Annotated in this window: 12 protein-coding genes; 3 read left to right on the forward strand and 9 right to left on the reverse strand. The window is 35.0% G+C overall.

The annotated features are described in order from the left end of the window. Position 1 precedes the first annotated feature (1 nt). From M0214_RS02620 to M0214_RS02630, 3 genes are read left to right on the forward strand one after another with little or no spacing between them, the layout of a single operon-like run. Entirely contained in the window at positions 2 to 805 is an 804-nt protein-coding gene (locus tag M0214_RS02620) for a M23 family metallopeptidase (RefSeq protein WP_248723925.1), read from the forward strand. After that, positions 798 to 2,447: a M1 family metallopeptidase gene (locus M0214_RS02625; protein WP_248723926.1), complete on the forward strand. Its 1,650-nt coding sequence runs from the start codon at positions 798 to 800 to the stop codon at positions 2,445 to 2,447. Before M0214_RS02620 ends, M0214_RS02625 begins: the two co-directional genes overlap by 8 nt. 4 nt (positions 2,448 to 2,451) lie before the next feature. Beyond that, positions 2,452 to 3,027: a YdeI family protein gene (locus tag M0214_RS02630; RefSeq protein ID WP_248723927.1), complete on the forward strand. Its 576-nt coding sequence runs from the start codon at positions 2,452 to 2,454 to the stop codon at positions 3,025 to 3,027. Here the strand turns inward: M0214_RS02630 and M0214_RS02635 are convergent. The 9 genes from M0214_RS02635 to M0214_RS02675 all read right to left on the reverse strand — a co-directional run bounded on the left by M0214_RS02635 (position 3,024) and on the right by M0214_RS02675 (position 16,358). Then, on the reverse strand, positions 3,024 to 3,908 hold the full coding sequence (locus M0214_RS02635; RefSeq protein ID WP_248723928.1) for a carbohydrate kinase: 885 nt from the start codon (positions 3,906 to 3,908) through the stop codon (positions 3,024 to 3,026). The genes M0214_RS02630 and M0214_RS02635 overlap by 4 nt on opposite strands. Positions 3,909 to 3,922: 14 nt before the next feature. Continuing rightward, positions 3,923 to 5,200, reverse strand: a complete 1,278-nt coding sequence (locus M0214_RS02640; protein ID WP_248723929.1) for a glycosyltransferase — start codon at positions 5,198 to 5,200, stop codon at positions 3,923 to 3,925. A 15-nt stretch (positions 5,201 to 5,215) separates the two neighbouring features. Then, positions 5,216 to 7,300, reverse strand: a complete 2,085-nt coding sequence (locus M0214_RS02645; RefSeq protein WP_248723930.1) for an HAD-IIB family hydrolase — start codon at positions 7,298 to 7,300, stop codon at positions 5,216 to 5,218. A 251-nt stretch (positions 7,301 to 7,551) separates the two neighbouring features. Then, the gene (locus M0214_RS02650) at positions 7,552 to 9,012 is read right to left on the reverse strand and encodes a magnesium chelatase (protein ID WP_248723931.1); all 1,461 of its coding nucleotides are present in this window, start codon (positions 9,010 to 9,012) and stop codon (positions 7,552 to 7,554) included. Positions 9,013 to 9,099: 87 nt separating this feature from the next. Then, positions 9,100 to 10,227 (reverse strand): VWA domain-containing protein, encoded by a 1,128-nt coding sequence (locus M0214_RS02655; RefSeq protein WP_248723932.1) that lies wholly within the window; start codon positions 10,225 to 10,227, stop codon positions 9,100 to 9,102. A gap of 110 nt (positions 10,228 to 10,337) precedes the next feature. Beyond that, positions 10,338 to 13,568: a caspase family protein gene (locus M0214_RS02660; RefSeq protein WP_248723933.1), complete on the reverse strand. Its 3,231-nt coding sequence runs from the start codon at positions 13,566 to 13,568 to the stop codon at positions 10,338 to 10,340. A gap of 130 nt (positions 13,569 to 13,698) precedes the next feature. Then, the gene (locus M0214_RS02665) at positions 13,699 to 14,376 is read right to left on the reverse strand and encodes a Crp/Fnr family transcriptional regulator (protein ID WP_248723934.1); all 678 of its coding nucleotides are present in this window, start codon (positions 14,374 to 14,376) and stop codon (positions 13,699 to 13,701) included. Positions 14,377 to 14,411: 35 nt separating this feature from the next. Further along, on the reverse strand, positions 14,412 to 15,221 hold the full coding sequence (locus M0214_RS02670; RefSeq protein WP_248723935.1) for a universal stress protein: 810 nt from the start codon (positions 15,219 to 15,221) through the stop codon (positions 14,412 to 14,414). A gap of 87 nt (positions 15,222 to 15,308) precedes the next feature. Further along, positions 15,309 to 16,358 (reverse strand): response regulator, encoded by a 1,050-nt coding sequence (locus M0214_RS02675; RefSeq protein WP_248723936.1) that lies wholly within the window; start codon positions 16,356 to 16,358, stop codon positions 15,309 to 15,311. Positions 16,359 to 16,396: the final 38 nt, after the last annotated feature.

Genomic DNA, 16,396 nt, shown 5'->3' on the forward strand with positions numbered 1-16,396 from the left:
TATGTCAAGGAGCTTCTTATTCATTTTACTAACAGTTATGTTAAGTTGCTCTAAACCTCCTAATAATAAGGGCAACGTATCATTTTTTGAACTTAACGATACCACAAAAGTTATATACGAGAACAAGTTACCATGTCCTGTTTTCACTAAAATAACTAACTTAAAAAATGGTAAATCTAATTTTATTCAATCAAAACCTAACGAAACTTCACTAATAATGCAGTTTAACACAAGTAAAAAGGACTCCTCGTTAATATTGGAAACCTATAAGTTTAGCCACTATTATGGTTACCATGAAAAGGGTAAACAAGGTTACGATACACTTCACAACTATGCTTTACCTTTTCCAAAAGGAAAACGTTATAAAATTATTCAAGGTTATAATGGTAGCTTTACACATAATACAGATTTTTCAAGATACACTATAGACTTCAATTTAAAAATAGGAGATACTATTACGGCGTCACGTTCTGGTATTGTAATAAAAGTTATCGATACACATAACAAACAGGGCACTACTAAAAAATATAAGCCTTATGGTAATTTTATCATGATATATCACAACGATAATACATTTGCCCAGTATGTGCATTTAAAGCAACATGGAGCCTTGGTAAAGAAAGGAGATTCTATATCGATAAACCAACCCATTGGAATTTCAGGGTTTACAGGTTTAACCACCACACCACATTTACATTTCGGTGTTTTTAAACCTACAACCAACGGTTTTAAATCCATACCTATTATCTTGGATTCAATCTCAGGAAGAAAATACACAAAAAATAAAATCGCAGTAAATGATTAATCACAAATTTATATTCATTGTTTTAATAGCTCTTATCACAATACAATCTAATTCTCAAAATATTTTGAAAGAAAAGACCAAATTTACAAGGCAAGATACTCTGAGAGGCAGCATAACACCAGAACGCGAATGGTGGGATTTAACCTATTACCATTTAGATATTAAAGTTGAACCAGATAAAAAGTTTATTTCTGGAAAAAATACAATTCAGTATAAAGTATTGAAGACAGACTCGATTATGCAAATAGATTTACAACCGCCTATGGTTATATTAAAAGTGCTTCAAAACGGTGAAGAACTCGCGGTGAATCACGATGGAAACGCTCATTTTATCCACTTAAAAAAGAAACAAATTGTTGATGAAATTGAACATATTGAAGTCTACTATGAAGGGCTCCCTAAAGAAGCCGTTAGAGCGCCTTGGGATGGCGGGATTTCTTGGAAAAAAGATAACAATGGGAATCATTTTATTGCATCATCTTGTCAAGGTTTGGGCGCAAGTGTTTGGTGGCCCTGTAAAGACCATATGTACGACGAAGTAGATGGTATGAAAATTAGCGTAAATGTACCAGATGATTTAATTAATGTTTCTAATGGAAGATTACGACTTGTAGAGCGTATTGGCAATACAAAAACATACCATTGGGTTGTAAAAAACCCCATCAACAATTATGGTGTAAATATCAATATCGGCGATTATGTAAACTTCTCTGAGGTTTATGATGGAATGGCCGGGAACCTTAATATGGATTATTATGTATTGAGTTATAACCTAGAAAAGGCCAAAGAACAATTTAAGCAGGTTCCAAAAATGATGGAAGCTTTTGAGCATTGGTTTGGACAATATCCGTTTTATGCCGATAGCTTCAAGTTAGTTGAAGCACCTTACCTAGGTATGGAACATCAAAGCTCGGTTACTTATGGCAATGAGTTCAAAAACGGATATTTAGGTAGAGATTTGTCGGGAACTGGATGGGGCTTAAAATTCGATTTTATTCTAGTACATGAATCTGGGCATGAGTGGTTTGCTAACAATATTACCAACAAGGATGTCGCCGATATGTGGATTCATGAAGGTTTTACGGCCTATTCCGAAAATCTGTACTTAGACTATCATTTTGGGAAAGAGGCTTCAGCAGACTATGTTATTGGAACTCGTAAACTTATCGCAAACAAAAACCCAGTTATTGGGACTTATAACGTTAATAAATCCAGTGAAGGTACAGATATGTATTATAAAGGTGCCAATATGCTCCACACACTTCGCCAACTTATTAAAGACGACGAAAAATGGCGTAAAATTTTGCGTAAAATCAATGTGGAGTTTTACCATCAAACTGTGACAACAGAACAGATAGAATCGTTTTTGAGCAGAGAAACAAATATAGATTTAACAGCATTTTTCAATCAATATTTAAGAACTACTAAGATTCCCATTTTGGAATACCAAATTGATGGAAAACTCCTAAAATACCGCTGGACAAATGTAGTAGATGGCTTTGCTATGCCTTTACAAGTGACAATAAACGATAAAGAACTGTGGTTGCAACCAACAGCGATTTGGAATAAGGTTTCAATTGAACAGAAGATTGAGACTATGGAGATTGACCGCGATTTTTATGTAGAATCGAAAAAGATTTAAAGACTTGAAAGAACTCCCAGAACTATATTTTGAACGGGATACAGATTGGTATTACTGGCTTTTGAACAACCACTCAAAAAGTGATGGCGTATACCTTATCTTTTATAAGCTTGAATTGAATATCCCTACCATGCGCTGGGAAGATGCCGTGAAAGTAGCCATTTGTTTTGGCTGGATAGATTCTACTGTGAAAAGTTTAGGTAACGGCAAACGACGCCAGTACTTTACCAAAAGAAACCCCAAGAGTTCTTGGAGTGCTCTTAACAAACGCTATATTAAAGAACTAGAAGCTTCCGGACTAATTCATGAATCTGGTTATAAATCTATTGAAATTGCCAAACAAAACGGTAGTTGGACAGCTGCCGATGCTCTTGAACAGGGCATAATACCTGATGAGCTCCAAAACGCCTTTGATGAAAACCCAAGGGCTTTTGAAAATTACCAAAGCTTTTCTAAAGGCTATAAAAAAGCTTATTTATCATGGGTTTATAGTGCTAAAAGACCCGAAACCAAACAGAAACGTATTTCTGAGATTATAAAATTATGTCATAATAATATAAAATCTAGAAATAACATCTAGATATTTGCAAATTCTATTATTTCATGTTGAGTGAATTTGGGATTTGCCCCCTTGTTTTGTGCAACCATAGCTCCAACAGCACAAGCAAAATCAATAGCCTTTTGTGGATTCTCATTCTGAAGTAATTTGTTAATGAGCGCCCCTAAAAATGAATCACCTGCACCAACAGTATCTGCCACCTTAATTTTGTAACCACTGTTATAGAATAGACTGTCATTGTAAAATAACACAGCACCAAAAGCACCTTTGGTCACACAAATACAATTAGTATTTGTGTGTTCTGATATAAACTTAATGTTCTGTTCCAAACCCTTATATTTAGAACCTAAATAGTCTGCAACTTTATAAAGTTCTTCATCATTAAACTTAATGAAATCAGCTTTTTCCATCAGCTCTTTCAAAACTGTTATGTTATAATGCGGCGGCCTGAGATTTAAATCGAATATATTATACTTAGATAAATCGATTAAACGACATAATGTTTGTTTGGACACCTCATCCCTAGCTATTAAACTACCAAAAACAAAGGCATCGGAGTTTTCGACATAGTTCTCTAATTCATCCGACATCTCTATTTTATCCCATGCTCTTGGTTGCTCTATTTCATATGTAGCAGAGCCTTTATCGTTTAGTAAAACAGTGACTTCACCTGTACTAAAATGGTCTTTAGTTTGAATATAGGCGTCATCAATTCCGTTTTCTCTAACGTAATCTATTAATTTCTGTCCGTTATCGTCTTTACCTATTGCACTTACCATAGTAACTTTATCTCCTAATGAAGCCAACCTAAGCGCAACATTTAAAGGTGCACCTCCTATTTTTTTATTCCCATTAGGAAATATATCCCATAGTACTTCTCCAAAACATACAATTCTAGACATCAGGCTATCATTTTTCAATAAATATTCGATTCCATTGTTTGCTGATTGATTGAGTTCCTGAAGACTTGCAGCATACGTTTAGCAATACCAGTCCATCCAAAATTACGTCTAGCAAAACGGGCACCTTCAACCGATAATTCATTTCGCATTTTAGGGTAAAGCAAAGGCATTGCCATCATAGCTCCAAACTCAAGTGGTCTATGAGGGTCAGCAAAAAGAGCCTGGTTTCCAAAATCAATTAAATCGTATAATCCGCCATGAACTGTAACTACACTTGGTGTTCCACAAGCCATTGCTTCAATAGCAACCATTCCAAAAGGTTCATATCTCGATGGCATAGCAAAAATATTTGCTGAACGGTAAACATTTGCTAAATCTTCATCAGCAATGTAACTTTTCCACTGTATTCTCTCCATAACTCCGAGCTCGCTTGCCATTTTTTTCAGTTTAGCAACCCCTTCATCATCCCTATTAGAATTATCGCTACCAATGGCCGCAACCAATCTTGCCTCCGGACAAAGCTTAAAAACAGTTGGCAATGATTTTATCAAAAGGTCGTAACCTTTATTATGTGCCATTCTTCCTAATGTAAGTATATCTGTAGGGTGGATATCGTATTTTAAACGAACCTTGTCGTTTTCTTTAGAAGGCACAGGAAAGAAGCGGTTTTCATCTATTCCTGGTGGAATCATCGTACAATTTTTTGGCAACACATCGTACTGTTTAGTCAACAAATCTACTTGAGGAATAGTAGTTGCAATGATGTGATTACACATTTGATAAACGAAATATTCTTTTCTAATCCGTTCTTTAAAACGGTACTTTTCTTCCATTTCCTTTTCATCCATATCACTTCCCATGGTATGCTGTTTCCACCATCCTACAGAATGAGGTGTATGAACATGAGAAACACCTAACTCTTCTGCTATTTTTTGTCCTGCCCAACCTGCATCCCAATAATGTGAATATACCACATCATACTTTTTACCTTCTTTTTTTATTGCTGCCAGTGTATTGGTTACAAACTTTTTAAGATGATCATGCATATCTTCTTTCCTAATAAACTTTTTACCACCAAACGGAATACGCCATACGCTGTAATTTTCATCTACATGATCGTATTCTGGTTGGTCTTCAAATTGTCGTGTAACTAAATCGACTTTTTTACCAAGTCGACTAAATCGTTCTGCAAGTTCCAAAACATATACAACCTGACCCCCTGTATCTGGTTTTCCTAATTCCGGGTTTGCTGCTACATATCCATGCAAAGAGATCATTAAAATAGATTTCATAATATTTATTTTAGGTTATTTCTTAATAATTTTTAAATCGTGACAAGCAGAAATATACTGTGCGGCCGACCAAGCTTGATATGCTTTACCCATAGGTTTACCAGTTGTACCATGAGCCCATTCTGTAAATTCCCATTCGTGATTTATACCTTCCTTATTTATTAAAGCAAGTTTATACAGTTCTGAAATAGCAACGTCTTTTAGTCCTAATTTATTAATAAATTTAACCCAAAACCCACCTACAAAAGGCCATATACCTCCATTATGATAGTGGTTAGGTAAATTCAATAAATTTACTGTATAATATGGTCTCCAATCTGGATCCCCAGGACTTACTACTGGATAAACATTGGCTACTGGATAGGGGTCATTAACACCAACGCCAAGCATAAACTTAAACGTTTGATGGGCTTTTTCAGCATCAATAGTACCGTGTAAAAATGCTAAAACATTTCCTAAAACATCGCAACGCCAACTAAAATCGAAAGGTGTTGTTTGGGCTATTAAGTATGACGTATCCCCTAGAGTAAATTGTTTTTCTGCAAACGAAACTGATTGAAATAATTTTTGCTGTGTTGAAGGCCAAAAATTTTGTAAAATTTCTTTTTTTATTACCTGAGACCACCTTATGTACTCACCAGCTTGATCATAATCGCCCAACATTTCCAACATTCTACCAAAACACACATTGGATCGATACCACAAAATTTCATCGTAAAGTATGTTGTAACTTCTTCCAAATAAATCTGTCCAATCACCTGCCTCTGGAATTTCTAAGAGGGCATCGTTATTACTATCATGAGCTCCTAACCACCGCATGGTCTCTTTTATATCGGATATATATTCTCTTAAAAAATCGATATCCTTAGTATAACTTACATATTCATAGAAGGCAATAACTACCCAAATACCGCTATCTATAGAACAGATGCCTCCAACACCAGAATAGTCTGGAACATTATCTTTAATTCTTACATTTGATGGAATTTGGCCGTTCTTGGTTATATGTTCCAAAAGTGTGATAAGTGTCTGCCTTTGGCAATCATGAATTTCTTTATCATGACTAAGTGGAAGTGAACCAATAACAGTAATAGCACCATCTCGTGCCCATACACTATAATAGTTTTCATCAGTACCATGAGCAACATTATCTTCAATAGAACATGCAGAAAACCCTAAAGGTGTAATATTCTTTTTTAAGGCCTCAACTGCCTTAAAATAACCTTCCTTTATTAACGCTACCTTTTCATCTTCGTCTTCTAATGCTATAACCTCTAACTCCTTCTTAATATAAAAATCATGACTATGGTCTATTCCACTAACAACTTTTGCCTCTTTAGGAAAAACTCCAAAATAAATGAGGCCCTCTATAACGCCGTCTCCTTTTTCTTGCTCGGCATGATATACTTTTCTATGTTTAGTATAGCTGTACAACTCTTCATGTGCATTAGAGACCACTATGCCCTTTACCCCCTTTAAATCGAACATGGCTGAATCATTACCACTATCTCCTGCCACCAATACCTCTTGGGTCTTTATATCCAACTGCTTGAGCAACCAATGTAAAGCATTACCTTTATTAGCATATTTAGGGAGTATGTCTAAAAATTTTTCTCCGGAATATACAACATTAACATCCATGTTAGCGTTATTAAAATCTTCTTCAATTTCTGCAATATGGTCTAGGCTAGCATTGTGAAAATAATAACTTCTCTTATAAGCGTGCTGAAACTTTGTAGGCTGCTCGCTAATTGGATGACTTAATTTATTTATAATTTGTTCTACGATATTAAGGTCCCATCCATCATCAAGTACGTTATTAAATTCTTTTACAACCTTTAGCTCATCATAATTATAAATATGTGTACCTACACCAGAAATAATATAATTTGGTGCAGGCAATACACCCACATCTATCAAGTTTAAAACATCATCTATTAAACGCCCTGTATTGTAAGCCAGTAAAACGTCTTTGGTTTTAAAAGTTTCCCAAACGTTTTTGAAGTTACTCTTGAAAGTATGAAAATCTATTAATGTGTTGTCAATATCAAATGATAAAAGACGAATATTTCCTGAAATATCAACATAAGTTTTGCTCATAAAGAATTTTTAAAATTTTACGTTTTTACAACCTTTTTGTAAAAAATAGGGCTTTAAAGAGCCAAAAACAAGTCAAAACAGTCGAATTTTGACCATTTTTAAAAAGTGCTAAATAAAGTGTGAACCACTACGAAATTTTGAACTATCCAATTGTATTTTTAAAGATTTTATAATACAGTAAAATATTACAAACAAAACAAAAAGAGCCAATTTGATAATTCAAATTGGCTCTTTTTTTGAATAATTTGGTCTTAGACTCCCCTTATAAAACTCCCATAAGGGTCTTTAAACTGAATGCTTTCTGCAAAGCGTTGTTTGCTTAACAATTTATATTCGGCTAAAGCCCAAAGCACGAATTCTTTCATAAAGAAAGTATCTTCAGAGCTTAAATTTGGTTGATATTTCCCTAATAAATCATCGAGAGGTGTTATGTTTTTTAACAAACTGTGATATTCTTTATCTCTTAAATCGTCTAAAAGTTCAAAGCCGTCCTTTTGATTAAAAAACCAAGACACAATATCATCGTAGGGTGTATCTTCATCTTGTCGTTGTAATTTTTCAATCTTCGGAAAATGCTCAACAAATAAATGTTTTATGGCGTCACCAATTAAGGTCATGGCTACAAAAGCTGCGCCTTCTTGCTCTCCTTCGTAAACAAGTTCCACCTTTCCTGTTATAGCAGGGATAACACCTACAAAGTCGCTTAACCTTAAAGTTGTTTTACTTTCTCCGGTAATTAAAGCTCTACGTTCTGCCGTACTTAATAGATTTTCGAATGCTGTAATACTTAATCGGGCACTTACACCAGATTTAATATCTATGTATTCACTTTTTCTAGCTTCGAACACCACTTGTTCCAAAAGGTCTTTGGCTAGCTCAGGAACATAAACACTGTCTTTCTGCCCTTCAACTAAATTAGATTCCTGTTCGGTAATCTTTCTGGCCGTTTTTATATCCTCGGGGTAATGTGTTAATATCTGTGAGCCTATTCTATCCTTTAAAGGTGTAACAATACTACCTCTGTTTGTATAATCTTCTGGATTTGCCGTAAACACAAATTGAATATCTAAAGGCAATCGTAACTTAAAACCTCTAATTTGGATATCGCCTTCTTGTAATATATTGAATAAGGCCACCTGAATTCTAGCTTGTAAATCTGGCAACTCATTAATTACAAAAATGCAACGGTTGGCTCTTGGAATCATTCCGTAGTGAATTACCCGATCATCGGCATAACTCAGTTTTAAGTTGGCTGCTTTTATGGGATCAACATCACCAATAATATCGGCTACCGTTACATCTGGTGTTGCTAATTTTTCTGCAAAGCGCTCGCTTTTATGCAACCAAGAAATTGGAGTGTCATCTCCTTTTTCTTTAATCAATTCTACTGCAAATCTGGATATTGGATTTAAAGGGTCATCATTGATTTCAGAACCTTCTAAAATAGGAATATATTCATCGAGCAGGTTAAGCATTAGTCTGGCTAAGCGCGTTTTTGCTTGTCCTCGTAGACCCAACAAGTTAATATTATGTCTTGATAGAATGGCTCTTTCTAAATCTGGAATTACCGAATTCTCATAACCATGAACACCTGTAAAAGTAGTTTCCTTATTTTTTATTTTTTTGACTAGGTTATCTCGTAATTCGTCTTTTATAGACTTAGATTGATATCCTGTTTCCTTTAGTTCTCCTAATGTTCTAATATTTTTCATTCTATAGCTTTTGTCCATTAGCTTTTAGCTTCTAGCTGCTTCACATTCTATGAAGCTAACAGCTAACTCCTAAAAGCTAAAGGCTAATTAACCTTTTATTCTTTTTTTTCTATTTGTTTCGTAATCTTCAAAAATCATTTCGCCCAAGCCCTTTAAACCTGTATAAAAGGCTTTGCCTTGATTGGCATGAGTAAATTCGCGAACAAACTGCATTAAATAGTCATCTTTAGCAATCATAAATGTAGTTATCGGAATATGTAATTTTCGAGCTTGTTGTGCCATCATGTAACACTTATTTACTATATCTGGATCTAAACCAAAACTATTTTTATAGTATTGCCCATCTGGTAAACGCAAACAGCTAGGCTTACCATCGGTTATCATGAATATTTGCTTATTGGTATTTCGCTTTCTTCTTAACATATCCATAGCCAATTGCAAACCTGCAACCGTATTGGTGTGGTATGGTCCAACCTTTAAGTAGGGTAAATCTTTTATTTCGATTCGCCAGGCATCATTTCCAAAGACCAAAATATCCAGAGTGTCTTTTGGATAACGCGTGGTAATGAGTTCGGCTAGAGCCATAGCTACTTTCTTCGCTGGTGTTATACGATCTTCTCCATACAATATCATACTATGACTGATATCTATCATGAGCACTGTACTCATTTGCGATTTATGTAGAGACTCTTCTACTACTAAATCATTTTCAGACAGGGTAAAATCATTGATACCGTGATTAATTTGAGCATTTCTTAAACTTTCGGTCATAGACACCTTATCTAAAGCGTCTCCAAATTGATAAGACCTGTAGTCTCCTGTATGCTCGTCTCCTATACCTTGAGCTTTGCTCTTATGATTTCCCTTACCACTTTTCTTAATCTTACCAAATATTTGATCCAAAGCCTGTTGCCGTATGGCTCGTTCTGTTTTCGCCGTTATGGCAAGAGAGGGCTCTCCATTAGGGTCAATTTCCTCCCTTAAGTAGCCTTTCTTTTTGAGGTCTTCAATAAAATCATCGATAGTATATTCTGGTGTAGTAAGTTTATACTCTTTATCGAGTTCGAGTAACCAGTTAATAGCTTCATCAAAATCTCCGGAAGTATGGGTAATAAGTTCTTTAAAAATTTCGAAGAGTGTATCGAACGGTGACTTGGAGGGCGCTTCGTACTTTTTAAACACAAACCCTTTTCTTGAAACTTCATAGTTTTTCATAGCAACATAAAATTACGATAATTATGAATTCTTACCGTTAAGATTAACATCTATTTAGGTTATTGACGGATAAGTTTTAGTTATTTGCTCAACTACGAAAAACAGTAAATTTATCGTTTAACTGATAATGGAAAATCCTGACCAAAACCAAAGCTAGCCGGATACTGAGCGCTTCCTTTGTACTGCTCTGAAATTTCTGGAACACGAACTTCTAAGTATGCCTTAAGCTCATTAACGGTAACTTTGGAGTCGCCATTATCTGCTTTTCCAGATAAAGCCTCGAGTAATGCATAAGTAAACACCCCATGACCAAGCTTTTCAAACTCGGTGGCGAATTGGTCACTGCCGCTTGCGGTTAACCAATGTGTACCTGTACTTCTTGCTAGTTGGGCTATAGCTTTTTCTTCTGCAACACCTCTTGAAGCCAAAGTATTGATAGCGCCCCCACTTTGGCAGGCATCTAATATAAATAGTTGCTTTTGCGCAGGAATTATGGCAGATAAATCTTTAATTTCTGTGGCAGAAACTCCTTTTGTATTTAATATATCATCGTTTCCGAAAAGCTGGGTAATATCATGCGGTATTAGGAAAAAATCTTTTGAATCGCCTTCGCTCATCATACCATGTCCTGCATAATAAAAAACAAAAACATCTTGTGGATTTGACTGTTCAGCAATTGTTTTTAAGGCATTGATAATATTGGCTTTATTGGCATCTTTATCCTGAACGCTATAGGTGTGTATTTTAGGTATAAACCCTTTTACACCATCCATAACCGCTTTTTTAAATCCAAGGGCATCGGCAACCGCATAATTTAAATTATATCTAGGGTTTTTATATTTATCAATTCCTATGGTTAATAAATGTATTTCAATGGTATCCGATTTAGGCTCGGTTTTCTTAGGCCGATATTTGGCGATAACTTTTCTTGTCGCACTTTCCGTATTTTGAGAATTAACAGCAACAGCCGTAATTACATTTTCTCCTTCAATTAAACTAATAGCAAAATCAGAACTATTTTCACTAGCAAGTACACGCTTTCCATTGTGGTATAACCTCATTTCTTTAATGGCATCTCCAAAAGCGTCTGCCTGTAACTTAAAACGCTGTGCTTTAGAATTGGTTTCAAAAACTTGAACCTCCCCTTTTACAGAAATATTCCTTGTACCATCATTGAATTCAATGCTAACCTCTGGTGCTTTATTAAGGCTATAAACCGATTTTTCAGTATCAACTTTTTGATTATTTAAAATTGTACTCGTAAGGTTAGGCGTATAAAAGTCATTAAATATCTGGTTCAATGGTATAATATCGGCTCCCTTGGTAAACAACACTCTGTTCCATGCTTTTTGTGAACCCTCGAATAGTCCCTCTGGTGTGTGTGCCAGCCACTCCCCATCTATAAACACGTAAAGCCTGAGTATTTCTTCGTGAGTTACAACATCATAAAACCTAAAGTGTCCGTTGGTAAGGGTAACGTAAATCTGATCAGTTATAAATTTAACAAAGGTAAATCCATCAATAAATTTATCGGTTTCACTAATTAAACGTCCACTCTCCAAATCATATACTTTCAAGGCCGATTTATAATCTGAAAATATGATTAAATTCTCCGATGGATTTAAAACTAAGTTAGGAAAATCGATATCAGGAACCTTGAAAACCCTGTCAATCTCTCCATTAGAAACGTTGATAATTTCTACCTGTTGCTTTTCAAAATTGAGCGTTAGGATTTTGGTTTGTTCTTCTATAAATAACAGATTTGTATACTCTCCTTCTCTTTGCCACAACAACTTTTTATTTTTGTAATCGTAATAATCTATTCGTCTTTTGTAAACGGCTTCTGGCACCACTTCGTTCAAAATCAGAAAGCCAACTTCATTATCACTATCTTTCACAACCGCTGTAAAATCAGCAATGGTATTAACACCTTTAAAGGTTTCTGAAAACAGAAGTTCCTGAGTTTTTAAATCTGTAACAGAAAATCCGTTTTTATTATGGGTTACAGCAACTTTAGAATTCGTATTGACCACCGCTTTATCCTTGTAGTCACCAGATATTTTTTGAGTCTTAAAGCTTAAAGGTTTACCTATAGTAAACTGCTTTACCCCTTCATCTTTTCCCATACCATAATAAACAGCTTTGGTTTCCTTACTGGTGTAAAAGTCTCCTCTTAATGAAAACTTTTGAAGGTATTCCGTAAAATAACTGGTAACTGATGTTCCCGTAATATTGATTGAAACCGATCCAATATCTCCATTTAAATTCTTGAACAAGAGTCCTTTTTCTTGTTTGTATTTATAAGTTTCTAAATCATTGACATCAAAAATCGGGCTCCCAAAAGTAGTTAAAGGCATTTCGGAATAGCGCCTGTATTTATTAAAGTAGGAAGGCGCTCCATAGGTGTCAGATGTTGGTTCTAGGGCGTAAACAAAATTGTTGTCGGCCGTAATTATTCTTTTATCGACACTAGAATTTATCAAACCAATAATGTCTCCAGTTTCAGAATTTAGCTCATACATTGCAGCTTTGGAAGGAGCGACCCATAACCGGGATTTATCAGGAGTGAAAGAAAACGTAGGATGATGAATGGTAAAACCTGTTTTTGTTCTTCCTGCTTCTAAAACCGTTTCCCAAACCGTTTTATTTTCAACCGAACTGTATCGAACTACCTTGATATGTTTTTCGTCAACAATATCGAAGTACAACAAATCCAGATTTCCAAAAAAATCTTTGTGTTCTCCATTGAACAACTGAAATGTATTCGATTGCGTTTCAAAATAAATATTTTCCCTAAAGTTTGTTTTGAATTCAATCATGGTATAATCTCCAGCCGAAATTAATTTGGCATACATGGGATACCCTTCACTAGGCCATTTAGGATAGGTGCTTTCAATTTTTCCGGTATTAGGATTTAAACTTTGAAACGTATGATTGCCATCGAATTCGGCAGTTCCCGATACAAAATAAATGAACTTGCTATTCGGGTCGTAGACGAAGTTCTTTAGGAACTTTATGGGATATTGCTGTATAACCTTTAATGTTTTATTATCTAAAACATCAATACCGTTTTTATCACCAATAAAGGTTCTGTCATTTTCTTTATCAATAACAATATTCTTGACTAAGGCTGGATAGTCCATCGTTTTTAGAAGGAACCCAGAATATAAATCCCATATTTTTACCGATTGATCGGTATACCCGCCGTAGGTCAATAATCTACCGTTTTTGGAGTCTATATTCGGTAAACCAAAACCGTAAGCCTGCTGTACCTCGATTTTAGCTTCTTGAGAAAAAAGAAAATTTAAACTGAAAAAAAATATAAGTGCGAGTTTCTTCATTAAACCAAGATATCCATATTTCTAAACTAAAATTATTAAAAAAATACGATTAATCCATTTGGTAAAATCAAAAACCAAACCAGTTTAAAAAATGAGAGGTAAAAAAAATACTTGTTTATTGAGACGAAGCCTAATCTACCCTGCTTAACCCGCTTAGATCCTCTATTTTAATATGCTTGCCCTTTGAGGAAATGAGTCCTTCTTTTTTAAATTGAGAAAGTACTCTTATAGCAGATTCTGTGGCGGTGCCTACAATATTTGCAAAATCTTCTCTTGAAAGCAACACACTTAAAGTTCCATCTGGGTTTACACCAAAACTATCGTGGATATAAAGCAAGGTTTCTGCCATACGTTGCCTGACAGATTTTTGTGCCATATTTACGATGACGTCATCTGCCTCTTTTAAGTCTTTCGCCATCTGCTTTAACACATCGAAAGTAAAATCTGGGTTTTTTTGAAGATCCTTTAAAATTTCACTTTTGGGAATAAAACACACCTCCATATCGTTTAGTGCTGTGGCTTGTAAATTAGACCGTTCGTCACCAACCACAGAACGTTGCCCAAGCAAATCGCCCTTAACCACCATTTTTACAATTTGATCTTTACCGTTTGCACTCAACTTGGTTAATTTACAAATACCATTTCTTACGCAATAAACACCATTAAGCATATCGCCTTCCTCAAAAATGACTTCACCTTTTTTTATAACTCTGGATGTTTTACAAGCCGAAATCCTAATCAACTCTTCTTTGGAAAGTGCCTTTAATGAATTAAACTGTTTTATGATACACTGCTCACATTTACCCATATCTATCTTTTTAAAACAAACTTCATTTTCATTTTTTAATGCAATACTAAAAAAGGTATATCTGTGTAATATTTTAGTTCTGGCATTTTAGGATGGAATAAAATCTTCTCAAAATAGCTTAGGTTCTTCGCAAACATGGTAATAAGGTTTATCCTCTTATTTTCAACAAAATCCTGAACCTGGTTCTCTACCTGATTATTAGCTAAAAAATGAAAACTATGTGTGTTGGCTCCTAAGTAATCATCCAGAAGCTCTTTATTTCTCTGTTGATCTTCGTTTAGAGTTGTATTTTCGTTTTTAATATGCAAAACACGTGCAGAGGCTTTGTGTTTCTCAACAATGCTTGTAATAGACTCTAAAGTTTTTGAAGAATATCTGGAAAGAAAATCTGTAGGAAAAGCGATTTCCTTTAAATCTGAATACTTAGCATTCTCTGGAACTATTACAGTAGTGCACTGTACTTTGGTTATGATACTAGAAGCATTACTACCTATTGGGATTTTCTTTAAATCTGAAGTTCCCTTAGTACCCATTACTATAAAATCTATATGGTTCTTATCGACTTGAGTTCTTACGGAATTGACTATGTATCCATTATCAACTATGCTAAAAAACCTATGCTTCGGAAATTTTGGTAGTTCCTGATTAATTTTGCTTAACAATTCCTGCATGCGCTTTTCGCAGGTCTCCTTTAAATCATCTTGAATTCCATTTTCAATACCAGACGCAGAACACACATGAAGAATATAGAAATTGCAGGAAGATTTCTTAAAGAAATTAACCGCATATTCTACTGCATTCCATGCGTTCGTAGAAAAATCTGTTGGTATTAAAATATTTTCCATACTTATACAAGTAGCTATCTTGCAAAATTACAAGTATGGTTTCGGTGGAAATATGACCAAAATCAGAATTTGGGACAAATAAGGAGCTTATTCTATTTTTTGAAGATCTGCTAAGTTGAGCACCTTGATATTCCTACCTTCAATTTCAATTAAACCTTTATCTTTAAAACGCGAGAGTGTACGTATAAGACTTTCTGTGGCAACACCTGCTACACTTGCCAAATCGTTTCGCGAAATCCTGATAAATTCTCCCGGTCTACTACCCAACTTTTCAGCAAACCTTATAATGGTCGTAGCTGTTCTTTTTCTCACAGAACTATATGCCATTTGAAGCAACTGGTCTTTGGCATCTACCAAGTCTTCATTTAATAACTGAATAAACTCTAAAGTTACATTATGATTGGCATGCAGAATATCTTGAAGTTCATGCTTTGAAAGCCCCAACAGGACAGTATCTTGAATGGCCGCAGCAGTTTCTTTGTAAGTAATATTTTGGGTAAAAGATGTATACCCGAACAAGTCGTCTTCTTTGTGTAAGGCCGTAGTTAAATCTTTGCCTTGTTCATCGAGTTTATGACATTTAACAAGCCCTTTTTCTATTAAATAGATATGGTTAGAATGCTGGCCTTCTTCATAAATCGTTTCACCCTTTTTAAACTTATAGGTTTCACCATTATCATCGAAAAAATTTTTAAGATCGTTTAAATCCCTAATATCACTTTCCTCTGCTTGCTTATCGATTTCATGTTCTCTTCGTTCTTGTAAAATAGCTGCTTTTGCCAACCTACTTTCTATGGCGCTAATAAGCTCATCTTCTTCAAAAGGCTTGGTTATATAATCATCTGCACCTAAATCCATACCCTTGCGTACATCTTTGCGTTCGGTTTTGGCCGATAAAAATATAAACGGAATATGCATGGTTTCCTCATGCTTGGCCAATCCTTCTAAAACGCCATAACCATCTAATTCTGGCATCATGATATCACACACTATAATATCTGGAACTATTTTCAAAGCGGTCTCCAAACCAGCTTTACCATTGGGAGCAGTGGTTACGTGATAGTCAGACAACTCTAATAATTCGGATGTATTCTCTCTTAAAATTGTATCGTCTTCTATTAACAATATTTTTTTCATGTGTTACTTTTCATTTTTAAATAATCCTGTCGAATTTA

It is taken from the genome of Seonamhaeicola sp. ML3 (genome assembly GCF_023273855.1).
GTDB lineage: Bacteria > Bacteroidota > Bacteroidia > Flavobacteriales > Flavobacteriaceae > Seonamhaeicola.

Excerpts from the sequence above, each read along its gene's own strand:
- M0214_RS02620 (WP_248723925.1), top strand. The coding sequence starts at position 2 with ATGTCAAGGAGCTTCTTATTCATTTTACTAACAGTTATGTTAAGTTGC.
- M0214_RS02625 (WP_248723926.1), top strand. The coding sequence starts at position 798 with ATGATTAATCACAAATTTATATTCATTGTTTTAATAGCTCTTATCACA.
- M0214_RS02635 (WP_248723928.1), bottom strand. The coding sequence starts at position 3,908 with ATGTCTAGAATTGTATGTTTTGGAGAAGTACTATGGGATATATTTCCT.
- M0214_RS02640 (WP_248723929.1), bottom strand. The coding sequence starts at position 5,200 with ATGAAATCTATTTTAATGATCTCTTTGCATGGATATGTAGCAGCAAAC.
- M0214_RS02645 (WP_248723930.1), bottom strand. The coding sequence starts at position 7,300 with ATGAGCAAAACTTATGTTGATATTTCAGGAAATATTCGTCTTTTATCA.
- M0214_RS02650 (WP_248723931.1), bottom strand. The coding sequence starts at position 9,012 with ATGAAAAATATTAGAACATTAGGAGAACTAAAGGAAACAGGATATCAA.
- M0214_RS02655 (WP_248723932.1), bottom strand. The coding sequence starts at position 10,227 with ATGAAAAACTATGAAGTTTCAAGAAAAGGGTTTGTGTTTAAAAAGTAC.
- M0214_RS02660 (WP_248723933.1), bottom strand. The coding sequence starts at position 13,568 with ATGAAGAAACTCGCACTTATATTTTTTTTCAGTTTAAATTTTCTTTTT.
- M0214_RS02665 (WP_248723934.1), bottom strand. The coding sequence starts at position 14,376 with ATGGGTAAATGTGAGCAGTGTATCATAAAACAGTTTAATTCATTAAAG.
- M0214_RS02670 (WP_248723935.1), bottom strand. The coding sequence starts at position 15,221 with ATGGAAAATATTTTAATACCAACAGATTTTTCTACGAACGCATGGAAT.
- M0214_RS02675 (WP_248723936.1), bottom strand. The coding sequence starts at position 16,358 with ATGAAAAAAATATTGTTAATAGAAGACGATACAATTTTAAGAGAGAAT.